The organism is Streptomyces sp. NBC_01255, from assembly GCF_036226445.1.
In the GTDB taxonomy this organism is placed as follows: domain Bacteria; phylum Actinomycetota; class Actinomycetes; order Streptomycetales; family Streptomycetaceae; genus Streptomyces.
In genome coordinates, this window is record NZ_CP108474.1 from 5,007,084 (window position 1) to 5,028,681 (window position 21,598).

General features: G+C 72.4%; 19 protein-coding genes and 1 tRNA gene. 9 read left to right on the forward strand and 11 right to left on the reverse strand.

Annotated elements, in window-relative coordinates; genetic code table 11:
* Positions 1–203 precede the first annotated feature (203 nt).
* Positions 204–1,889, forward strand: a complete 1,686-nt coding sequence (locus tag OG357_RS22605; protein ID WP_329625663.1) for an MFS transporter — start codon at positions 204–206, stop codon at positions 1,887–1,889.
* Positions 1,890–1,943: 54 nt separating this feature from the next.
* Here OG357_RS22605 and OG357_RS22610 read toward each other — a convergent pair whose 3' ends face one another.
* Both OG357_RS22610 and OG357_RS22615 read right to left on the reverse strand, forming a co-directional pair.
* Entirely contained in the window at positions 1,944–2,381 is a 438-nt protein-coding gene (locus OG357_RS22610; RefSeq protein ID WP_329622871.1) for a hypothetical protein, read from the reverse strand.
* A 100-nt stretch (positions 2,382–2,481) separates the two neighbouring features.
* A tRNA-Arg gene (locus OG357_RS22615) sits at positions 2,482–2,554 on the reverse strand.
* 168 nt (positions 2,555–2,722) lie between these two features.
* Here OG357_RS22615 and OG357_RS22620 point away from each other — a divergent pair.
* The gene (locus OG357_RS22620) at positions 2,723–3,328 is read left to right on the forward strand and encodes a GOLPH3/VPS74 family protein (RefSeq protein WP_329625664.1); all 606 of its coding nucleotides are present in this window, start codon (positions 2,723–2,725) and stop codon (positions 3,326–3,328) included.
* 61 nt (positions 3,329–3,389) lie between these two features.
* Positions 3,390–5,018 carry a class I adenylate-forming enzyme family protein gene (locus OG357_RS22625; protein WP_329622872.1) on the forward strand — a complete coding sequence of 543 codons (1,629 nt, stop codon included), beginning with the start codon at positions 3,390–3,392 and terminating at the stop codon, positions 5,016–5,018.
* Here the strand turns inward: OG357_RS22625 and OG357_RS22630 are convergent.
* Complete coding sequence (locus OG357_RS22630) at positions 5,005–6,276, reverse strand: M6 family metalloprotease domain-containing protein (protein WP_329622873.1); 1,272 nt, start codon at positions 6,274–6,276, stop codon at positions 5,005–5,007. The genes OG357_RS22625 and OG357_RS22630 overlap by 14 nt on opposite strands.
* Before the next feature lie 304 nt (positions 6,277–6,580).
* On the opposite strand from OG357_RS22630, the gene OG357_RS22635 reads away from it, so the two are divergent.
* Together OG357_RS22635 and OG357_RS22640 are read left to right on the forward strand one after the other, a co-directional pair.
* Positions 6,581–7,261, forward strand: coding sequence for a TetR/AcrR family transcriptional regulator (locus OG357_RS22635; RefSeq protein WP_329622874.1), 681 nt, complete (start codon positions 6,581–6,583; stop codon positions 7,259–7,261).
* Positions 7,262–7,342: 81 nt separating this feature from the next.
* Positions 7,343–8,878: an MFS transporter gene (locus tag OG357_RS22640; protein ID WP_329622875.1), complete on the forward strand. Its 1,536-nt coding sequence runs from the start codon at positions 7,343–7,345 to the stop codon at positions 8,876–8,878.
* 39 nt (positions 8,879–8,917) lie between these two features.
* On the opposite strand, the gene OG357_RS22645 is transcribed toward OG357_RS22640, so the two are convergent.
* A complete protein-coding gene (locus tag OG357_RS22645; RefSeq protein ID WP_329622876.1) occupies positions 8,918–9,424 on the reverse strand; it encodes a MarR family winged helix-turn-helix transcriptional regulator in 507 nt (168 codons plus the stop codon).
* 108 nt (positions 9,425–9,532) lie between these two features.
* Here OG357_RS22645 and OG357_RS22650 point away from each other — a divergent pair, with 108 nt between their 5' ends.
* A complete protein-coding gene (locus tag OG357_RS22650) occupies positions 9,533–10,321 on the forward strand; it encodes a dioxygenase family protein (RefSeq protein WP_329625665.1) in 789 nt (262 codons plus the stop codon).
* Positions 10,322–10,337: 16 nt separating this feature from the next.
* Here the strand turns inward: OG357_RS22650 and OG357_RS22655 are convergent, their stop codons facing one another.
* Positions 10,338–11,375, reverse strand: coding sequence for a questin oxidase family protein (locus OG357_RS22655; protein WP_329622877.1), 1,038 nt, complete (start codon positions 11,373–11,375; stop codon positions 10,338–10,340).
* A gap of 381 nt (positions 11,376–11,756) precedes the next feature.
* Here OG357_RS22655 and OG357_RS22660 point away from each other — a divergent pair, with 381 nt between their 5' ends.
* Positions 11,757–12,758 (forward strand): sigma-70 family RNA polymerase sigma factor, encoded by a 1,002-nt coding sequence (locus OG357_RS22660; RefSeq protein WP_329622878.1) that lies wholly within the window; start codon positions 11,757–11,759, stop codon positions 12,756–12,758.
* A gap of 137 nt (positions 12,759–12,895) precedes the next feature.
* On the opposite strand, the gene OG357_RS22665 is transcribed toward OG357_RS22660, so the two are convergent.
* Complete coding sequence (locus tag OG357_RS22665) at positions 12,896–13,855, reverse strand: helix-turn-helix transcriptional regulator (protein ID WP_317596232.1); 960 nt, start codon at positions 13,853–13,855, stop codon at positions 12,896–12,898.
* A 62-nt stretch (positions 13,856–13,917) separates the two neighbouring features.
* On the opposite strand from OG357_RS22665, the gene OG357_RS22670 reads away from it, so the two are divergent.
* Positions 13,918–15,450, forward strand: coding sequence for an MFS transporter (locus tag OG357_RS22670; RefSeq protein ID WP_329622879.1), 1,533 nt, complete (start codon positions 13,918–13,920; stop codon positions 15,448–15,450).
* A gap of 82 nt (positions 15,451–15,532) precedes the next feature.
* Here the strand turns inward: OG357_RS22670 and OG357_RS22675 are convergent, their stop codons facing one another.
* A complete protein-coding gene (locus OG357_RS22675) occupies positions 15,533–15,700 on the reverse strand; it encodes a hypothetical protein (RefSeq protein ID WP_329622880.1) in 168 nt (55 codons plus the stop codon).
* Between the two features lie 480 nt (positions 15,701–16,180).
* On the opposite strand from OG357_RS22675, the gene OG357_RS22680 reads away from it, so the two are divergent.
* On the forward strand, positions 16,181–17,317 hold the full coding sequence (locus OG357_RS22680) for a glycosyltransferase (RefSeq protein WP_329622881.1): 1,137 nt from the start codon (positions 16,181–16,183) through the stop codon (positions 17,315–17,317).
* Between the two features lie 37 nt (positions 17,318–17,354).
* Here the strand turns inward: OG357_RS22680 and OG357_RS22685 are convergent, their stop codons facing one another.
* The 4 genes from OG357_RS22685 to OG357_RS22700 all read right to left on the reverse strand — a co-directional run bounded on the left by OG357_RS22685 (position 17,355) and on the right by OG357_RS22700 (position 21,510).
* A complete protein-coding gene (locus OG357_RS22685) occupies positions 17,355–18,203 on the reverse strand; it encodes a DUF6227 family protein (protein ID WP_443066714.1) in 849 nt (282 codons plus the stop codon).
* 74 nt (positions 18,204–18,277) lie between these two features.
* Positions 18,278–19,384, reverse strand: a complete 1,107-nt coding sequence (locus OG357_RS22690; protein ID WP_329622883.1) for a P1 family peptidase — start codon at positions 19,382–19,384, stop codon at positions 18,278–18,280.
* Between the two features lie 109 nt (positions 19,385–19,493).
* Entirely contained in the window at positions 19,494–20,669 is a 1,176-nt protein-coding gene (locus tag OG357_RS22695) for a low temperature requirement protein A (protein WP_329622884.1), read from the reverse strand.
* A gap of 91 nt (positions 20,670–20,760) precedes the next feature.
* A complete protein-coding gene (locus OG357_RS22700) occupies positions 20,761–21,510 on the reverse strand; it encodes a sirohydrochlorin chelatase (protein WP_329622885.1) in 750 nt (249 codons plus the stop codon).
* Positions 21,511–21,598: the final 88 nt, after the last annotated feature.

The window sequence follows — 21,598 nt, forward strand, 5'->3', positions numbered from 1 at the left end:
AGGACCACACCGATGAAGCCGACCGAGAAGCAGCGCCCGACGATTCCGCCCGCGAATCGCCGGCCTCTTCCCGTTCGCGAATAGTGCTCCCGACCCAGCGGCCCGCCCCGGAGTCCGAGGCGGCACCACCCGCATCCGCCTCCGTGTCCCCGGCCGCGTCACCGCCCGCGCCGCCCCGCCGGCGGAAGCGCCGCTACACGGTCATGGCGGCCACCGCGGTCGCGGCCGTCACCCACATCCTCTGGTTCTTCTTCTTCGCGAACAGCGGCGGGGACCTGGCCGCGCAGGACGCGTGGGCCGAGTTCGTCGGACGGCACCCGGACTCCGCGTACAACCTCGCCTGGTACGGCGGGATGCACCCGGTCTCGTACAGCGTCGTCTCGCCGTACCTGATGTCGCTGCTCGGCGTGCGCAGCACGATGATGGTCGCCGGGACGCTGTCGGCCGCGCTGACCGCGCTGATCCTGGTGCGGGTGCCCGCGGTCCGCAATCCGATGGCCTGCTCGCTCGCGGGCGTCTTCGCCTTCCTCTGCAACGCCATGTCGGGGCGGGTCACCTTCGGCCTCGGCATGATGTTCGCGCTCGGCGCGGTCGCCGCCGTCTTCTGCTGGCCGCACCGCTGGCGCCGCAAGCGCTGGGCCAAGGCCGCGGTCGCCGCCCCGCTCGCCGGTCTTGCGACCGCGTGCAGCCCGGTCGCCGGGCTGTTCCTCGGGGTCGCGGCGGCGGCGCTCTTCCTCAACAAGCGGCGCCCGGGCGCGTACGCCCTCGGCCTCGCCCCGGTCGTGGTGGTCGCGCTCTCCTCCTGGCTCTTCCCCTTCTCCGGTACGCAGCCGATGGCGTTCGGTTCGACGGCGCTGCCCCTCCTCTTCGGGATCCTGGTCTTCGTCCTGGTCCCGGGGGACTGGCGGACGGTCCGCACCGCCGCGGCCGTCTACACGGTCGGCACGCTCCTGACCTGGCTGATCGACTCGCAGATCGGCTCGAACATCTCGCGGCTCCCGATGCTCTTCGCGGGCGTCGTGCTGCTCGCGGCCCTGCCGTACACGGCGCCGCGCTCGCGCCGCTGGTACGCGCTGGTGCTCGCCTTCGCCGGGCTGAACTTCTGGATCGGCTTCAAGGGCGTCGACGACGTCATCCGCACCGCGCCGGACGCCTCCTGGGCGCGCGAGCTCGCCCCGCTGGTCAACCAGCTCCAGGTACGGGACGCGGGCAAGGCGCGGGTCGAGGTCGTGCCGGCCTCCAGCCACCGCGAGTCCTCCGCGCTCAGCCCGTACATCAACCTGGCGAGGGGCTGGAACCGCCAGGCCGACATGGAGCGCAACCCGCTCTTCTACGACGACACCCTGAACGCCGTGAACTACGAGGACTGGCTCCACCGCTGGGCCGTCCACTACGTGGTCCTGCCCACCGGCGCCCCCGACTCGGGCGCGGAGCAGGAGGCGGAACTGGTCGGCGAGGGCCTGCCGTACCTGAAGCAGGTCTGGTCGGACGAGAACTGGCGGCTGTACGCGGTCGAGAACCCGACGCCGCTCGCGTCCCCGCCCGCGCATGTGCTGAGCGCGGAGGAGAACGAGGTCGTGATCCGGGTGGGCAGCCCCGGCCGGGTCCAGATCCGCGTCCCGTACTCGCCGTGGCTCGCGCTCATCGACGAGAACGGCGCCAAGGTCGAGGCGCCGGAGGAGACCGAGGCCTCGAAGCTGGCCCGCGAGGAGTCGGAGACGGAGCTCCCGAAGGTCTTCGCCAACGAGGAGGGCTGTCTGTTCAAGGCGGAGGCGGACGCGGAGGGCGACGAGTGGACCGAACTGGTCGCCCCGAAGGCGGGCGTCTACCGCCTGGGTGCCCCGTACGAACTGTCCCGGGGCACGCCCTGCCCGGAGGAACTCCGCTAGGGCCTGTCCGGCGGATCATGGCCGGGGTCGCGACCCTGATCCGCCGGACAGGCCCTAGAGACGACCGAGGGAGGCGAGCATCCGCCGCATCCCGAAGGCGTGCCCGCCGCTGCCGATGACGAGGAGCCGGTAGAGCCGCCCGGCGACCCCGGGAAAGGCGGCCCGGCTCTCGGCCCGCAGCCGCGACCGGCCGTCCGTGAGCTCCTCGATCCGGAAGACCAGCGAGTACGTGGAGAACCGGTGCCGCCCCTCAAGGGCCAGCTCCCGCCCCGGCACGACCCGAACCACCCGGAACCCGGGGAACGTGGCCCCCTCGACCACCGGCCGCGCCCCGCCCGCGCGCCGGGGCTCGGCCCCCACGAGCCGCGCATACGCCCCGAGCCCCCGCTGCGACAGCGAACGCTCCACGCCACCCCGCACCCGTCGCCACGCCTCAGCGGCCCCGGCCTCGACGATGACGGCGTGCTCGTCGACGTACGGCAGCGTGCTCATGAGCTCTCGTCCCCCCGGGGCGCGAACAATGCGACGAAGCAACGACCGGAGGCCCTGCCGTCCATCAGGACGACAGGGCCTCCGGCCTGCTACTTCACTGTGCCCCCGGCAGGATTCGAACCTGCGACACCCGCTTTAGGAGAGCGGTGCTCTATCCCCTGAGCTACGAAGGCGAGGCGAGGACTCGGCGGAAAGCCGAACCCGGGAACAGGGTAGCGGATGACCATCCGCCAGGGGGTCCACGTTTCCGGAGGCCGGGAGGGCAGACTGGCTGGGGCCGGTGGTCGTGCCGGTGGGGTGGGCTGATGAGGGGGACGTCGGGGATGACTCTGGCCGGTGACATGGTCCTGATCGCTTTCGGTGAGGGGAGTGGCAGGCTTCCCGTGCGGCAGTCGTTGGCGCCGGTCGTGCGGGGTGCGCTGCTTGTCGAGCTGCTCGACGGCGGTGCTCTGGTGGACGAGGCGGGCACCGTCCGAGTCGCCGGTGAGGCTCCGCGGGACGCCGTGCTGCGGGAGGTCTGGCAGCGGATCGGGACCGAGCCCGGCAGGACGTGGCTGTACTGGGTCCGCAAGGACGGGCGGGCGTCCGTCCATGACGTGCTGCGGGGGCTGGAGAAGGACGGGCTGGTCGAGCGGAGTACCGGCCGGGTCTTCGGTGTCTTCCCGCTGAACCGGGCCGCGCTCACCCCGGCGGGTCTCGCCGCCGCCGCGGAGATGCGGGCCGCCGTGGTCGCCGTGGTCGAGGAGCCGGCCGCCCCCCGCGCCCCCGGTGGGGTCGCCTTGTTGGCCGGGATCGCTTATGCCGGCGGGCAGTTGGGTGCCGTCCTGGGCGCTGATCGGCGTCGGCTGTTCAAGGAGCGGCTGACGGTGTTGTTCGACGGCGCCGCCCCTGTGTCCCCGGCGGTGCGGCGGGTCGTCCAGGATCTTCAGGGTGCGGCCGTGGGTTGACCCCCGAACCGGGGGCGCATAGCGTCGCCGCGCTGGGGTAAGCGAGCGCTCAGGAGGTCTCGTGGTGGTGTCGGGTGGGGTGGAGCGGCTGACCGTCGACGGGGCGCCCTTCGCCGTCGAGGACGGCGTGTACGTCTCGGGACCGCGGACTCTGCGGGAGTTCGTGGAGACCGTCTGGGCCTACGGGGACCGGGTGTTCCTCGTGTCCGAGGCCGGGCGGACGACCTATCGGGAGTTCTTCGACGCCGCCTGCGGGCTCGCCCGGCGGTTCGTCGGGGAGTACGGGCTGCGTCCCGGGGACCGGGCCGTCGTCGCCATGCGGAACCTTCCCGAGTGGCAGGTCGCCTTCTGGGCCGCCCAGCTCGCCGGGCTCGTCGCCGTACCCCTCAACGCCTGGTGGACCGAGGACGAGTTCACGTACGCGCTGGACGACTGTGCGCCCGCGGTGTTGCTCGTCGACGGTGAGCGGGTCGAGCGTGTGCGGGCCTGGGCGCGGGAGAACCGCGTGCCCGGGATCGTTTTCCAGGGGGAGGCGGAGGAGGGGTTCGTCGCGTACGTCGCCGACCTCGACCCCTCCCTCGGGCCGCCGGCCGTCGACGTCCTGCCCGAGCACGACGCCACCGTCATCTACACCTCCGGCACCACCGGCCGGCCCAAGGGCGCCGTCGCCACGCACCTCGCGCAGGCCGGGGCCGCCATGAATCCCCGGTACTTCGCCGCCGCTGCCGCCCTCGCCCGGGGAGAGGTGCCCGGGACCGGGCCCGCGCCCGTCTCGCTGACGACGTTTCCCTTCTTCCACGTCGCCGCGTTCACGTCGTTCTATGCCGTCATGGCCGCCGGCGGGACGCTGGTGATGATGCGGAAGTGGGACGCTGGGCTTGCGCTTGAGCTGATCCGGGAGCATGGCGTCACCCACTACGCCGGGGTGCCCACCACCGCCCTCCAGCTCCTTGAGGCCGCCCGGACCGAGAAGGACGGGCTGGAGAGCCTCGTGCTGCTGAGTACCGGCGGCGCCGCCGCCCCGCCCGGGATCGTCGCCGGGATCACCGCCGCGTACGGCGAGCGCGTCGAGCCCCGCAACGGCTACGGGCTGACCGAGACCTGCGGCGGCGTCCTGTCGAACGTCGGGGCCGAGTACCGCGCCCATCCCGGGAGCGTCGGCCGTCCCTCGCCCGCCACCGAGGTGCGAATCGACCGGCCCGACGAGGACGGTGTGGGGGAGCTGTGGCTGCGGGGGCAGTCGCTTGTCCGTGGGTACTGGGGGAACGAGGCCGCGAGCCGGGCCGCGTTCGCCGACGGTGGGTGGTTCAAGACCGGTGACCTCGCCCGCGTCGACGACGACGGGCGCGTCAGCGTCGTCGACCGGCTCACGGACATGGTGATCCGCGGCGGCGAGAACGTGTACTGCGTCGAGGTCGAGGGCGTGCTCCACGAGCACCCGGACGTCCTCGACGCCGCCGTTCTCGGCGTTCCGCATCCCGTGCTCGGCGAGGAGGTCGTGGCCGTCGTGCGACTGCGGGACGGGGCGGCCGCCGACACCGCCGCCGAGCGGCTGCGGGCGCACGTCGGCGCGCGCCTCGCCGCCTTCAAGGTGCCCGCCCGGGTCCTCGTACGCGAGGAGGAGCTGCCGCGGAATCCGACCGGGAAGCTGCTCAAGCGGGAGCTGAAGGACGCTTTCAGCGACGAGTGACGCGGATGCGGTACGCGCCGCCCGGGTCCTCGCCGAGGACGCTGATCCGGATGCCGCCTGCCCGGTCCGTGAACGTCTCGCCCGGGCGGTACGGGGCGTCCGACAGCTCCGCGTGGACGTTCGGGCGCCGCGTGCAGCCGCCGCTGGAGCGGTCGCTGTCGGAGACGGTCACCGGTCCGTGGCCGGTGTCCACGTCGGACTCGACCCGGTAGACGAGGACGCCCTGCTCGCAGACCGCCTCGTCGTTGCCGTCCTTGCTGCGCACCTCGACCGCGTACCCCGAGGTGCCGGAGAGCGGGACGAAGGCGAGCTTGGGGCCGCCGGGGACGGCCAGCGGGGTGAGGGTGTAGTCGGTGGAGCCGGGGCCGGACGCGCAGCTGATCTGGTCGTTGTCGAGCCAGCCCAGCTTCCACTTGTGCCAGCCGAGCAGGTCGTTGTTGGCCCCCCAGTCCTCCGACATGATGTCCCAGTGCCCGACGGTGCCGCCGCCGTCCGCGGTGTAGAGGTCGGGCAGGCCGAAGACGTGGCCGTTCTCGTGGGGCAGCACCCGGTAGCCGGTCTCCGCGAAGCTGCCGGAGCCGTCGTCCTGACGGCTGTAGACGAAGGACGTGTTCGCGAGCGGCACGCCGTCGGCGTACGGGGCGTCGTCGTTGCCGGAGAAGGTCACGGACAGGACGGTGTCGAGGGCGGAGGGCCCGGCGTTCGGCGTGACGAGGACGTTGACCAGGTCGTACGCGCTGAAGTCCACCTTCGCGTCGGCGGCCTTCACGATGTCCTCGACGAGGGAGCGGTAGCCCGGCTCGTACGGTGAGCCGCGCTCGATCCCGTACGAAGAGAACGGCCGGGGCATCCGCAGCCAGTCGGTCATCGGGACCTCGGCCTGGTACTTCAGGCGCCCGTACGAGCTGGTGTGGAACCAGTCGGAGGTCTGCGGGAAGAACTCGCGGAAACGGCTCATCGCGGTGCCCTCCCCGACGGCGTCCGTGAAGTCGACCATCAGCGTGAGGGCCTTGATGCGGCCCGTGGAGCGCACGTATCCGGGGGCGGTCGGCAGCCCCTCCGACATCTGCACGCCCAGCGTGGTGGCGATCCGGCACGGCCCGAGCTGCGCGCCGCTCGGCGCGGCGGCCACGGGGCCGGCCGAGGCGGGGGCGGGGTCGGGGAGCGTCGTGCTCGCGGAGGCGAGCAGCGCGAGGGAGAGGGCCGTGGTCGCTGCCAGGGCGACGGGCCTGCGTATCCGTCGGCGGGGGTGCTGCATACGGGCGCCTCTCCGGTGGGGGCAGGTCTGCGGCACGGATCTCCTGCGCGGGGAGACGTCCGGGGAGACGGACGGAGATCCGTGTCGTGCGATCAGCCTGTGGCGAGTGGGTCGGAGGCGCGCGCCGGGTGGACCGATCGTGTGGGTATTCCGCACGGCGTGTCGGCTGTGACTCACGTCACATCGCGAAGGGGAAATAACCGGGGACCGTGTCCCCGTTTAACCCTGTGTTCCGCGAAGTGGGGAGTCCGTCCCCGGATGTCGATTGCGGATGACCGATGACAGTTGCCGAGGAGGTTGTGGCGTGACCAGTACCCCCGTGGCCGGCGCCCCGGACACCGCGCCCGTCCGCCGCGTACCCCGCCCGCGCGCAGACGCCCTGCGCAACCGCGAGCGGATCGTGACGGCGGCCCGCGAGATGTTCGTCGAGTTCGGCCCCCAGGTGCCGTACGACGAGGTGGCGCGCCGCGCCGGCGTCGGGAACGCCACGCTCTACCGCAACTTCCCCGAGCGCACCGACCTCGTCCGCGAGGTCGTCCTCTCCCTCATGGCCCGCGTCACCGAGCTCGCCGAGAGCGCCGCCGAGGAGGAGGCCGACACCTTCGCCGCCCTTCGCCGCTTCACCCACGCCGCCGCCGACGAACGCATCGGCGCCCTGTGCCCGATGCTCGACGGGGCCTTCGACAACGACCACCCCGATCTGACCGTCGAGCGCGAGCGCCTGGAGGAGGCCGTCCAGGGCCTCGTCGAGAGGGCGCAGCGCGCCGGCCGGCTCCGCTCCGACGTCGGCGTCGGGGACCTGATGGTGGCGGTCTCGCAGCTGACCCGCCCGCTGCCGGGCACGCCCTGCGCGAACTTCGACCAGTTCGTCCACCGGCACCTGCAGTTGTTCCTCGACGGCCTGGAGGCGCCCGCGCGCTCCGAGCTGCCGGGGACGGCCGCGACCCTGGAGGACCTGAGACGCGACTCCTGCCGGCGGTCGTGACGACTCCCTAGCGCTCCCCCCTTACGTCTTACGTCTTTACGTCCTTTTTTCACCTGTACGCGCCAAGAGGTGGCTACCCCCATGTCCAAAATCCCCGAGAGCCCCGCGAGCCAGGCCGAGGCCGACCCCGGCCGCTGGAAAGCACTCGTCTTCATCGCCCTCGCCCAGCTGATGGTCGTGCTCGACGCGACGATCGTGAACATCGCGCTGCCCTCCGCCCAGCAGGACCTCGGGATCTCGGACGGCAACCGGCAATGGGTCATCACCGCCTACGCCCTCGCCTTCGGCGGTCTCCTCCTCTTCGGCGGCCGCATCGCCGACCTGTGGGGCCGCAAGCGGACCTTCGTCGTCGGACTGATCGGCTTCGCCGCCGCCTCCGCCCTCGGCGGCGCCGCGAACGGCGAGGCCATGATGCTCGGTGCCCGCGCGCTCCAGGGCGCCTTCGGCGCGCTCCTCGCGCCCGCCGCGCTCTCGCTGCTCGCCGTGACTTTCACCGACGCCAAGGAGCGCGCGAAGGCCTTCGGCATCTACGGCGCGATCGCCGGTGGCGGCGGCGCCGTGGGCCTGATCCTCGGCGGTTTCCTCACCGAGTACCTGAACTGGCGCTGGACGTTCTTCGTCAACATCCCGTTCGCGATCGTCGCCGCCGTCGGCGCGTACTTCGTGATCCGTGAGCCCGCGGGCGGCCGCAACCGCTCCTCGCTCGACATCCCCGGCGTGATCCTCTCCACCCTGGGTCTGGTCGCGCTCGTCTACGGCTTCACGCGCGCCGAGTCCGAGGGCTGGAGCGACGCCGGCACGATCGGCCTCTTCGTCGGCTCCGCCGTCCTGCTCGCGGTGTTCGTGTTCACCGAGTCGCGGGTGAAGTCGCCGCTCCTGCCGCTGCGCGTCCTCACCGACCGCAACCGCGGCGGCGTCTACCTGTCGCTGGGTCTCGCCGTCATCGCGATGTTCGGCCTCTTCCTCTTCCTGACGTACTACCTCCAGATCGTGAAGGGCTACTCGCCCGTCATGACGGGCTTCGCGTTCCTGCCCATGATCGTGGGCATGATCGTCGGTTCGACGCAGATCGGTACGCGGCTGATGACCCGGGTCCCGCCGCGGCTGCTCATGGCCCCCGGCTTCCTGACGGCCGCCGCCGGCATGCTGCTCCTGACCCAGCTGGAGGTCGGCACCTCGTACGCCGGTCTGATCCTGCCCGCGCAGCTGCTGCTCGGTCTGGGCATGGGTACGGCGTTCATGCCGGCCATGTCGCTCGCGACGTTCGGCGTGGACCCGCGGGACGCCGGTGTGGCCTCCGCGATGGTCAACACCTCGCAGCAGGTCGGCGGTGCCATCGGTACGGCCCTGCTGAACACGATCGCCGCCTCGGCGACCACCGCCTACCTGGCCGACCACGCGGCCGGCGCGACCACCCCGGCCGCGCAGAAGCTGGTCCAGCTCCAGGGCATGGTCGAGGGTTACGCCGCGGCCATCTGGTGGGCCGTCGGCATCCTGGTCGTCTCGGCCACGATCGCCTTCGTGCTGATCAACACCGGGAAGCCGGAGATGGGGGTCGTCGCCGGGTCCGGAGCGGGCGCGGACGACGAGATCAAGGTGCCCGTCATCGTCCACTGATCCCTCGGTGGATTCCGGACCTGCCCTGGCCCCGCGTACTCAGCGGAGCCAGGGCAGGTCCGCGTCCGGGTCCGCCGGTTCGAGGCCCTCGGCCATCACCCGCATGATCGCGCCGAGCTGTTCCACCTGCTCCGGGGCGAGCCGGTCGAAGAGGGCCTGGCGTACGGCCGCCACATGGCCGGGCGCGGTGCGGCGCAGGACGTCCATCCCCTCGTCCGTGAGCCGCGCGAACTGGCCGCGCTTGTCGGAGGGGCAGTTCTCGCGCGTCACCCAGCCGTTCTTCTCCAGCCGGGCGATCGCGTGGGAGAGACGGGAGCGGGTGATCTTGGCGCTCTTGGCGAGTTCGGTCATCCGCAGCCGTCGGCGGGGCGCCTGGGAGAGCTGGACGAGCAGCCCGTAGTAGATGTGCGGCATCCCGGCGTCCCGCTGCAACTGGCGGTCGAGGTGATCCTCCAGGAGCGTGGTGGCGTGCAGGTACGCGCGCCAGGTGCGCTGTTCCTCGTCGTCGAGCCAGCGCGGTTCGGTCATGTCTCCCATGGGTCCCATCGTACGACTCGTTCTTGAAAGTTGAACTACATACGTTTACTCTGCAGACATCTAGCTTGAAGTTTCAAGCAAGTTTGAGGTACCACGAGGATGTCGGAGGTCGTCGCCATGGACGCCACGCTGGAACGGATGCCCGCCCTCTACCTGTCCCACGGCGCCCCGCCGCTCGCCGACGACCCCGTCTGGCCCGGCGAGCTCGCCGCCTGGTCCGCCGACCTGCCCCGCCCCAAGGCGATCCTCATGGTCTCCGCCCACTGGGAGGAGGCCCCGCTCGCGCTCGGCGCCACCGAGACCGTGCCCCTCGTCTACGACTTCTGGGGCTTCCCCGAGCACTACTACCGGGTCCGCTACGGGGCTCCCGGCGCCCCGCAGCTCGCCGAGGCCGTCCGCAAGCTGCTCCGTGGACCCGGCACGCCCGTGCAGGACATCCCCGACCGGGGGCTCGACCACGGCGCCTACGTGCCGCTCGTCGAGATGTTCCCGGGCGCCGACATCCCCGTACTCCAGATCTCCATGCCCACCCTCGACCCGCGCCGGCTCATGGACATCGGGCGCAGGCTCGCCCCGCTGCGCGACGAGGGCGTCCTGATCGTCGGCAGCGGCTTCTTCACCCACAACCTCGCCGCCCTCCGCCACACCGGCGGCGGCGTGCCGGGCTGGTCCGCCGAGTTCGACGACTGGGGACACCGCGCCCTGGCGGCCCGGGACGTCGACGCCCTCCTCGACTTCGAGCACAAATCCCCGGCCGGACGCCTCGCGCACCCCCGTACGGAACACTTCGCCCCCCTCTTCGTCACCATGGGCGCGGCGGACGCGGCCGGCGACCTCGACGCCGAGCGGTCCGTCATCGACGGCTTCTGGATGGGGCTCGCCAAGCGGTCCGTCCAGTTCGGCTGAGCGCGCCGGACAGGCCCTAGTAGACCGGCGGGTTCAGCTCGATCGAGCGGACGGCGGCGGCCAGCGCGAGCGGGTCGCCGACGTCGAGCGCCGTGTCGGTGAACTTGATCGTGTGGTCGTCGCCGTGGGCCGCCGCCCGCTCGAAGACCTCCTCGGAGGTCAGATCGGTCTTCTCGTACGGGAGCGGGTCTCTCGGGGTGTAGGCCGCCGTCACCGCGGCCGCGGCCGCCCAGGCCGCACCCAGGCTCGGTACCCACAGGTCACGGGGGAGCGCGGGCAGCGCGCGGAGGACCGCGTTCGGTGCCGTCGCCGCGTGCACGAGCATGATCGGCTCGCCGTGGCCGTGCGTCGCGTACCGATGGGTGGCCGCCGTCACCAGCTCGGTGAGCCGGGCCTTGGCCGTGTCGGGGTCCGGAGCAGTGCCCCAGGCGGGGAACGCCGTCAGCTGGTCGAGCCGGGTCCGTATCCCGCCGTCCTGCTCCGGGACCGGCGGTACGGCGTCCAGGGCGGCCGCCGCGCTCGGCGCCACGGCCAGCGCGGCGAGCGGCGGCAGCGGCTGGTGGCGGGCCGCCCAGTAGCCGAGGGCGTGCGCCAGCTCGGCGCGGCGCGGCGCCGTCTCGCCGGTCGTCAGGAGCGTCCGTACGGCGTGGCCGGTGCGGATCGCCGGGTGCGTCGCCCCGGCCGCGATCCCGGGGAGCAGCCGGGGCCACCACTCGGCGAGCACCGGACGCCAGGGCCGGTCCGCCAGCTCCCGCGCGAAGAAGCGCGTCCAGTCGGTGATCCGGGCCGGGTCGCCGAGGGCCCCGCGCCAGTCGTCCGCCGTGACGGGGCGGTTCGCGGGCGGGAGCTCCTCCAGCTTGTGCGCGTAGTGGTCGAGCCAGCGGTGCACCGTCCCGGACCGGCCGTTGCGGACGAGTGCCTCGACGGCCATCGGGGCGTGGTTGCTGAGCCAGCCGTTGCGCTCGGGGCCGCTGGTGTGGAGGCGTTCGAGTGCCTCGTCGAGGATTCCGGTCGTGTCGTGGCGCTTTCCGCTTTTTCCGCTCTCTTCGCTCATGGGGACGACGCTAGGTCGGGGCGAGGCGGGGCGTAACGGGCTGGGGACCTAGGCCCCGGGGCCGAGGACGGCTGAGCGGGCGCGGGCAACCTCCACGCCCCCGGTGACGTCTGAAGAGATGGCGCCGCATGTGATCGCGGTCTCACCGACAGTGTGGTCGGAGGCCCCGCGAGCGGCGCCGCCTCACCCCCCGTGCCCGGTCTGACCTGCGCCTCCGTGGGTTTCCGCGGCATGCCCGAAGGGGCGGCGGCCGCGCAGGATACTGCATGATCGCGAAAATCCATGTGCCGGGTGGGAATTCTGTCCTGATTCCAGTCGTTGTTTCCGTCGGATGCAGGGCACTCGAAAGGGTGTCGCGACCTACTCAACAAGGGAGCACGCATGGCAACCCGTGCCGTCGCCCGTCGTCAGACCTCCGCCAAGAGCGGGGCGAGCCGGGCCAGCAGCGTTCGCGCCGTGGGCGGGGACATCGCCGACCGCGACCTGGTCGGCATGTACCTCGACGAGATCGCGCGCACACCCCTGCTCGACGCCGCCAAGGAGGTTGAGCTCTCCCAGACGATCGAGGCGGGCGTGTACGCCCAGCAGATCCTGGACGGAGAGATAGAGAGCGAGGCGGGCGGCGCGGCCCGTGAGGAGCTCGAAGCGCTGGTCGCCGAGGGCGAGCGCGCCAAGGACCTCTTCATCAAGTCCAACCTGCGGCTCGTGGTCGCCGTCGCGCGGCGCTATCCCCGCAGCGGGCTGCCGCTGCTCGACCTGATCCAGGAGGGGAACGCGGGCCTGGTGCGCGCGGTCGAGAAGTTCGACTACGCGAAGGGCTTCAAGTTCTCCACGTACGCGACGTGGTGGATCCGTCAGGCCATCACCCGGTCGATCGCCGACCAGTCCCGGACGATCCGGCTCCCCGTCCACCTGGTGGAGGAGCTCGGCCGGATCCGCCGGGTGCAGCGCGAGTTCAACCGGGAGCACGGCCGGGAGCCGGAGCCGGCCGAGATCGCGGCGGAGCTGGACACCAAGCCGGAGCGGGTCGTCGACGTCCTCGACTGGGCGCGTGACCCGGTCTCTCTGAACATGGGGGTGGACGACGAGGGCGAGACCCAGTTCGGCGACCTCCTGGAGGACACCTCGGCGATCTCGCCCGAGCAGTCGGTGCTCACGCTGCTGCGCAGCGAGGAGCTCGACGACCTCATCGCCAAGCTCGACCACCGCACGGCCTCGATCATCCGTATGCGGTACGGGATCGAGGACGGCCGCGAGCGGACGCTGACGGAGGTCGGCAAGCAGCACGGCCTGACGCGCGAGCGGATCCGCCAGATCGAGAAGCACGCCCTGCTGGAACTGAAGAAGATGGCCGCCGACACCGGCTTCGACGCGGTGGCCTGAGGCGGCCGGCGACCGGGGGCAAAGGGCCCGGGGTCGCAAGGGGCCCGGCGTCGCAGGGGGCCCGGGGACTTCCGTCCCCGGGCCCCTTCGCGTGCCCCTTCGCGTGCCCGTGCTCGTGCCCGTGCTCGTGCCCGGACCTACCCCCGTGTCGCCGTCGCCAGGCGGGTCGCCAGCTCGTCCACGTAGCCGTGGAGGGCCGGCGGGCCGTGGATCGTGAAGGGGGCGTCCACCAGGGCCAGGCGGAGCGCCAGCCACTCGACGGAGTCGGCGGAGCGGGTGCGGAGACGGCAGGTCGTCGGGCCCGTCGCCGCCGGGACCAGGTGGGACGGGAGCCTGGCCGTCACGAAGTCGGCCGGGGCCTCGAAGCTGACGTCGAGCTCCAGCTCGGGCTGGGCCCGGGACATGGAGCGGACCAGGAGCTGCGCCGCGTCGCCGGCCGGCAGCTCACGCGGGGTGAAGCGGGCGCCCGTCGCGAGCGGGTCGCTCACCCGGTCCACCCGGAAGGTCCGCCAGTCCTCGCGGTCCAGGTCGTACGCGACGAGGTACCAGCGGCGCCCGGTCGAGACCAGCCGGTACGGCTCGACCAGCCGCTTCGACTCGACGCCGTCGCCCGCCCGGTAGCCGAAGCGCAGCTTCTCGCGCCCCGTGACCGTGCCCGCGAGGGTCGTCAGGGTGGCGGGAGCGACCGTGGCGCCGTCGCCCCTGGTCAGCGGGAGCGTCGCGTTCTGGAGGGTGGAGACCCGGTGGCGGAGCCGCGCGGGCAGGACCTGCTCCAGCTTCGCCAGGGCCCGTACGGACGCCTCCTCGATGCCCTCGATGGCGTGCCCGGCACCGGCCCGCAGGCCGACGGCGATCGCGACGGCCTCCTCGTCGTCGAGGAGGAGCGGCGGCATGGCCGTACCGGCGACGAGACGGTAGCCGCCGACCGCGCCGAGGGTCGCCTCGACCGGATAGCCGAGGTCACGGAGCCGGTCGATGTCCCGGCGGATGGTGCGGGCGGAGACCGAGAGCCGTTCGGCGAGCTCGCTTCCGGGCCACTCGCGTGGGGTCTGGAGGAGCGACAGCAGATTCAGGAGTCGAACCGGGGTATCTGTCATGCCTCCCAGGATGAGGCCCATCTAGGACATCATTTGACCTAGATGACTTCTATCTTCTTCGTATGAGTTCACACGAAGCCGTCACGGATGCGGCCCCCACGGACACGAGCGACAAGAGGCGGTGGATCGCCCTCGCCATCGTGATGACGGCCGCCTTCATGGATCTGGTCGACGCCACGATCGTCAACATCGCGATCCCCAGCATCGAGCACGACCTCGGTGCCTCCTCCGGGGCCATCCAGTGGATCACCGCCGGTTACGCCCTCGCCTTCGCGACCGGGCTGATCACCGGCGGCCGGCTCGGTGACATCTACGGCCGCAAGCGGCTCTTCCTCATCGGCACCGCCGCCTTCACGATCGCCTCCGCGCTCTGCGGCTTCGCCGCCAACTCGGAGATGCTGGTCGCCTCCCGCCTCCTCCAGGGCGCGGCGGCGGCGATGATGGTGCCGCAGGTCCTCTCGATCATCCACGTCACCTTCCCCGCCCACGAGCGCGGCAAGGTCTTCGGGATGTTCGGCGCGATCATCGGCCTCGGCGCCGTCTCGGGTCCGCTGCTCGGCGCGCTGCTCACGGAGTGGAACATCGCCGGCCTGGAGTGGCGCCCGATCTTCCTGATCAACCTGCCCGTCGGCATCGCCGGTCTGATCCTGGGCCGGAAGTTCATCACCGAGTCGAAGGCGCCGAAGGCGCTCCGCCTCGACATCGTCGGCATGGTCCTGGTGGCGGCGGCGCTGCTGATGCTGATCTACCCGCTGACGCGCGGCCGTGAGCTGGACTGGCCGCTGTGGGGCCATCTGATGATGATCGGCAGCCTGTTCGTGTTCGCCGCGCTCATCGCGTACGAGAAGTACAAGGCGAGGAAGGACGGTTCGCCGCTCGTCGAACTGTCGCTGTTCAAGGTGAAGAGCTTCGCCGCCGGTATCGCCGTGCAGCTGACCTTCGGCGTCGTGCTCGGCATCTTCTTCCTGGTCTGGACGCTGTACATGCAGATCGGCCTCGGCTGGACCGCCCTGAAGGCGGGTCTCACCGGCGTGCCGTTCTCGGTCGCGGTCTCCGTGGCCGCCGGTCTCTCGGTCCAGAAGCTGGTGCCGCGCTTCGGCCGCAAGGTGCTCCAGGCGGGTGCGCTCACGATGATCGCGGGCGTTCTTCTCTACTTCTTCGTGGCGGGCCGGTACGGGACCGGGATCGAGCCCTGGCAGATGATCCCGCCGCTGGTGGTCATGGGTCTGGGCATGGGCCTGATCGTGGCCCCGCTGACGGACGCGGTCCTCTCCGAGGTGCCGCGTGAGCACGCCGGCTCGGCGTCGGGCCTGATCAACACGACGGGCCAGATGGGCAACGCGCTCGGGCTCGGCCTGGTGTCCGTGGTCTTCTTCGGCGTGGTCGACGACTGGGACCTCGCGAAGGCTCCGGCCGAGGTGGGCGCGGCGTTCACGGACGCCTTCCAGAACTCGCTCGGCTGGGCGGCGGTCGTCCTCGCCGGGATCTTCCTGGTGATGTTCGCGCTGCCGGCGAAGCCGAAGCAGCACCTTGAGGGCGGCGACGACGAGGACGCCGCGGAGATCGTGGAGAAGGAGCCGGTGCTGACGCACTGAGCCCCTCAGGCGGAAGGGCCCTGGCCCCGGGAATCGTCCCGGGGCCAGGGCCCTTCCTCGTGTCCGTGTGTCCGTGTATCCGTCAGCTGCGGTTGACCACGCCGCCGTGCTTCAGGTCACCCTTGAACGGGACGGCTCGCAGGGAGCCCGGTGTCGGGGTCGTCTGCTGCACCCAGGGCTGGTTCCAGAGGAAGACGCCGCCCATGATGTTGCCCCTGGTCTGGAAGACCCGGCCGTCTGTGGTGACCACCTTGACGAACGCGTCGTTGCCCTGGGCCTCGATGGCGATGCCACAGGCGTTGGCCGGGTAGTTGACGCGGACGTTCTGGTTCGGCGGGAGGAGGGCGTCGGTGAGGTCGTGCCAGACGATCGTCCCGCCCGGGACGTCCGCCTGGCCGGCGTAGGCGACACCGTCCGTGAGGACGGCCTGGAAGCCCTCGGTGGCGGACGGGCTGTACGTGTCGATGTCGGAGCAGGGCCCGGTGGGCCCGGTGGCACCTGTCGCACCCGTGGCGCCCGTCGCGCCCGTGTCCCCCTTCGGGCCGGGCGGTCCGTGCGGGCGGGCCTACCTTCCCAACGCCATGGCGTATCGCTGCTAGCCGAATGGATGCGTACGCGAAGGCGAATCTCGAACCGCCCGTCGGCGTGCCGACACCGCGCCCTCGGCGGGCGCCCGTAGGGTCGCCCACCCCCCGACAGCTCCCCCGCCCCCACCGGAAGTGGTGTTGCCGTGCAGCCGTCCATCTGCCTGTGCATGATCGTCAAGAACGAGGCCAAGGTCATCGAGCGGTGCCTCGCCTCCGTCCGCGGTCTCGTGGACACCTGGGTCATCTCCGACACCGGTTCCACCGACGGGACCCAGGAGCTGATCCGTACCGCCCTCGCGGGCATCCCGGGCGAGCTGCGGGAGGAGCCGTGGGTGAACTTCGGACACAACCGCAGCCTGAACATCGCGCACGCCCGCGGCCGGGCCGACTACCTGCTGCTCCTCGACGCCGACCACGTCCTGCGGCAGGACGGCCCGCTGCCGGAGCTGACCGCGGACGCGTACATGATCCGCCACGAGGGATCCCTGGAGTACCGCATCAAGCGCCTGGTCAGGGGCGGTCTGCCGTGGCGGTACGAGGGCGTCACCCACGAGTACCTGACCGCCGACCGAGACCACGCGCAGCGGAATCTGGACGCCCTGGTCATCCAGGACTACGCCGACGGCGGGTCACGCCACGACAAGTTCGAGCGGGACGCCCGTCTCCTGGGCGCCGAGTTCGAACGGGACCCTGCCAACCCCCGTACGGTCTTCTACCTGGCCCAGACCCTGCGGGACATGGGCCGCGCCGACGAGGCCGTCCCCCTCTACGAGCGGCGGGCGGCCATGGGCGGCTGGGGCGAGGAGGTCTACTACTCCCTCCTCCAGTCCGGCGTCCTCCGGGCCGAAGCCGGCGACTGGCCGTCCGCGATGGACGCCCTCTCGCGAGCCTGGGAGTCGCGCCCGGAGCGGCTGGAGGCCTGTTACGAGCTGGCGGCGCGGCTGCGGAAGCTGCGCCGGTACCGGGCCGCCCACGCCGTCGTCTCCGCCGTCCGGGACGGGAGGCAGCCGGACGACCTGCTGTTCATGCAGCCGTGGGTGTACCGGTGGGGGCTGCTCTTCGAGTACTCGATCACCGCGTACTGGACGGGCGATCACGCCGCCTCGCTCGCCGCCTGCGACCGGCTGCTCGCCCTGCCGGACCTGCCCGCGGCGTACCGCGAACAGACCCACGCCAACCGGGCGTTCGCCGTGGGCAAGCTGGCGGAAGCCGGCGTCGACGTCCCCGAGCCCGCCGACCCGAATTCCGCCGACTCCGACCCCGCCCCCGCGCTCGTCTGAGGAAGGGCGCGGGGCCGGGGACGGGGCGGGGCGGGCGTCAGCGGACGCGCGCGCGGGTCTCCATCGCCGCGCGGGCCGAGCGCTCGTCCTCGTACACCTCGCACATGTGCCGGCCGTCGGGGGTCGCCGTGTGCTCGATCTCCCAGAGGCTGATCTCGCTGCCGTCGAGCAGCAGGAACTGGTGCTCGTAGAGGGTGAAGCCGGCGTCCCGGCCCCCCTCCACCGCGCACTGCCGCCCGAAGGCCTGCGTGATGTGGTGGGCGAAGGCCAGGCGGAGCCGGCGGGCCGTCCGCTCGCCCGGCCGGTCCACGTTCTCCGCGCGCCGCAGGACGCGGCGCGCGTGGTCGGCGGAGTTGTCCGGTACGTACATCCGGGGCTGGGCCGGTATGGGGCGGGCGAGCAGGGCGCTCAGGAGCGCCATGTCATCGTCGTCGTCGCTGTCCAGGGCACTGCCGTCGGCGCGCTCCGCGGTCCAGCCCGGCAGCGGCCCGGCGGGCAGGCGCGAGGCCGCGAGCCGGGCCTCCGACTCCTCCGCGTACAGCTCGTGCTGGTCGGTGCCGTCCCGTCCGGTGTTGTGGGTGAGCTCCCACAGGCTGAGCGCGCTGCCGTCGGCGAGCAGATAGGTGTGGCGGTAGGTGGTCCGGTGCAGCGACGCGCTGTGGTGCGAGGAGTGCAGCGCGCTGGAGTGGGCGAGCGCCGTGCCGAGGCGCTCGACGGTGGAGTCGGGCAGGTCGAAGGAGTTGAGTGCCCTGCCGAGGAGTCGTTCAAGGTGCGTCTCGGTCGTCTCGTACGGATCGTGAGGATCCCGCGGATCGTTCAAGAGGGTCTCCAGGCCGTCGCCGCATGTCACTTGGTGCTTGCTAAACGTAGTCCCTGGGTCTGACATCGTGTCCTGGGTTCAGCAAAACGAAGGGCGTCCACGGGAAGTTCCCGCATGGTTCTTCGTCAACTCCCTTGTGGTTACCGGGAGTACGGCGCCGATTCGGGAGATTCGCCGGGCAGCTCGCCGTACAGCTCGCCGTACGACGGGAAGTCGCCGCCCGGGCCGCGCAGCCCGCCCGGGGCCGCGCGCAGGGCCCGGACGATCGCCCGGGTCACCAGGTCCGCGCCGGCCGCCAGGATCTCGTTCAGGGCGAGCGGGCCGGGCTCCTCCGGCAGCTCCCGCCGCCCGGTGGCGAGCGTGAAGACCGTGTCCCCGTCGTTCATCAGGTGGACCGGACGCACGGCGCGCGCGATGCCGTCGTGCGCCGTGCCCGCGACCTTCTGCGCCTGCGCGCGCGTGAGCACCGCGTCCGTGGCGACGACGGCGAGCGTCGTGTTCAGCGGGGGAGGGGCGCTCGCCGTCCGGGCCTCCGCGAGCCTCCGCAGCGCCGCCTCGTGCACCGCCTCCGCCGGGAGGCGGGGCCTGCCGCCCTCGAACCAGCTCCCGTACGGGACGCCCGTCGCCGGGTCGACGGCCGAACCGACCGCGTTCACCACGACCAGCGCGCCGACCGTGATCCCCGACTCCAGGACCGTGCTCGCCGTCCCCACCCCGCCCCGCAGCCCGCCGACGACGGCCCCGGTGCCCGCGCCGACCGCCCCGGTCTCCACGCGCGCGTGGTCCCCGCTCGCGTCGGCCGCCTCTACCGCTGCCCGGCCCGTCGCCGCGTCCGGCCTGGCCGAGAAGTCGCCGCCGCGTCCCAGGTCGAAGACGCAGGCGGCGGGCACGACCGGCACCACGTGGGACGGGTCGGGGCCCACCCGCACGCCCCGGTGCCGCTCCTCCAGCCAGGCCATGACCCCGCCGGCCGCGTCCAGGCCGTACGCGCTGCCGCCGGTCAGGACGACCGCGTCGATCCGCTGGACGACGTTCCGCGGGTCGAGGGCGTCCGTCTCCCGCGTGCCCGGCCCGCCGCCCCGTACGTCCACGGCCGCGACGGCCCCGCCCGCCGGGGCCAGGACGACCGTGGTGCCGCTCAGCGCCCCGGGACCGGCCACGCGCGCGTGGCCCACGCGCACCCCGCTCACGTCGGTGATCGCGTCCTTCTCACGGCCGGGCCTGCTCGTCTCCTCGCGCGGTGTCATGTCTCCTGCCTACCACGCGCTTTGGCCTCTGGCAGGGCCTGTGCTCATGTCACCAAGGCCAAGGGGGGCATGGGACGGATCGTCGCGCAGGGGGGAGGCGGTCCGGGGCTCAGGCGGCCGTCGTCCGGGTCGCCGGGTTCCGGGCCGTCAGGGTCACCCCGGTCGCGACCGTCGCCGCCGCGACGAGCCCCGCGGCGAAGACCGCCCAGCGGCCCGCGAACGTACACATGAGGATGGCCAGTGACGCCACGGGCAGCACCAGTTGCTGGGCGATGCCGATCTTGAAGTAGCGGGCGTGCAGCAGCCAGACGGAGAGCAGGAAGATCGCCGACGGGATCGTCACGGCGGCGGACGCGGCGAGCGTGGAGATGTGGGCCTCGCCCACGGCCTGTTCGACGGCGATCTCCAGGCCCGCGCCGACGGCGGCGGCCGAGGCGAAGATGACGTAGTGGCCGTAGCCCCACAGGAAGCCCTGGCGGCTGGAGACCAGCCGGTCGTGGGCGGGCACGACGAAGTAGATCCACCAGGCGGCGAAGACGAGGAGCAGGCCGCCGACGGCGATCGGCAGGAGCTCGCCGAGGGCGTCGTTCTCGACGACTCCGGACTTCACGGCGACGGTCGCGGCGGCGACGGTCTCGCCGAGCACGATGATGGTGAACAGGCCGTACCGCTCGGCGATGTGGTGCGGGTGCCAGGTGCTGGGGGCGTCCTTCTCCGCGTACACGGGCACGGCCATCTCCGCCAGCGCCATGACGAGGAAGATCCAGCCGCGGGCGGGCTCGGGGGCGAGGACGAGCGCGAGCCAGCCGATCTGGACGGCGACGACCCCGCCCGCGTACCGCCGGCACATCGTCCGCTCGGCGGGGTCCGTGGCGTGGTGGGCGGCGCGCAGCCACTGGAAGGCGAGCGCGAGCCGCATGACGAGATAGCCGAGGTAGACGACGAGGAAGTCGTGCTCCTGGAACGCGCGCGTGACGCCGGCGGCGAGGACGAGCACGCCGGCGATCTGGACGAGCGTGACGACGCGGTAGAGGACGTCGTCGTTGTCGTAGGCCGAGGCGAACCAGGTGAAGTTCATCCACGCCCACCAGATGGCGAAGAAGACCATCGCGTAGTTGAGGATCCCCTCGCCGGTGTGGTTCTCGGCGACCGCGTGCACGAGCTCGGCGCCGGCCTGGGCGACGGCGACGACGAAGCACAGGTCGAAGAAGAGTTCCAGGGGGGTGGCGGCCCGGTGCGACTCCTCGCGGGAGCGGGCGGTGAGGGGGAGGAACGGTTGCGTCATGCGTCCCAGCACAGCAGAGCGCCCGGCGCGTCCCGCCGTATGCCACGCGGTACGGGGAGGGTGCCGCCGTACGGGTGGGAGCGGCGCTTCGTCAGGCGGCCCGTGCGGCCGGTGCCGTCCCCGTGGTCTTCCCGGCCGGCACCGTCCCCACGGTCTTCCCGGCCGGCGCCCCCGCGGAGGCCTGCGCGTACCGCGCCGTCACCAGCTCGGCAAGGCGCGGATGGTCGGCGAGCGGCTCCCCGACCGCCCAGGTGTCCGGGACCGACCACAGGGCGCGGGTGAAGCGGCCCGGGGCCAGCAGGTGGGCGGCGAGCGCGACACGGCGGAAGCCGCAGGCACGCAGGCGGGCGACGGCCTCGGCCGGGGCCGGGTCGCTCGCGGAGCAGTACGCGGCGGTCACCGGCACCGGCAGGAGCCGGCCCAGCTGCCGTACCGCCGTGAGCGTGCCGTCGTTCCCGCCGGGCCGGGAGGAGCCCGCCCCGGCGACGACGACCGCGTCGGCCGGGCCGCCGGCGGCCCGTTCGGCGGCGCGCAGCCGGTCGTACAGGGCGAGGGCCACCGCGTACTCGCCGCTCAGTCCGCGCGTGACCGCGCAGTCGAAGTGCCGGGCGACGGACGGGATGTCGACGGTCCGGTGGTAGCCGTCGCCGAGGAGCAGCGGGACGACGACCGCGCCGGTCCGGTCCGCGAGGACGTACGGGAGGGAGGGCCGCTGGTGGTCGAGGTGGCCGACGGCGACGGGCGCCCCGGTCAGCCGGCGCACGGCGTCGGCGAGCCGCTCGACCGTCGCGCCCGCCTCGGGGACGGCGCTGCCGTGCACGGCCAGGACCAGGTTCCGCATGCGTACCTCCACAGACGTTCCCCCGGAGGGCCGCCGGCAGCGGTGTCGTACGCCGCCGGTGGCCCCGCTCCGTTCACGCTAGGCCCCG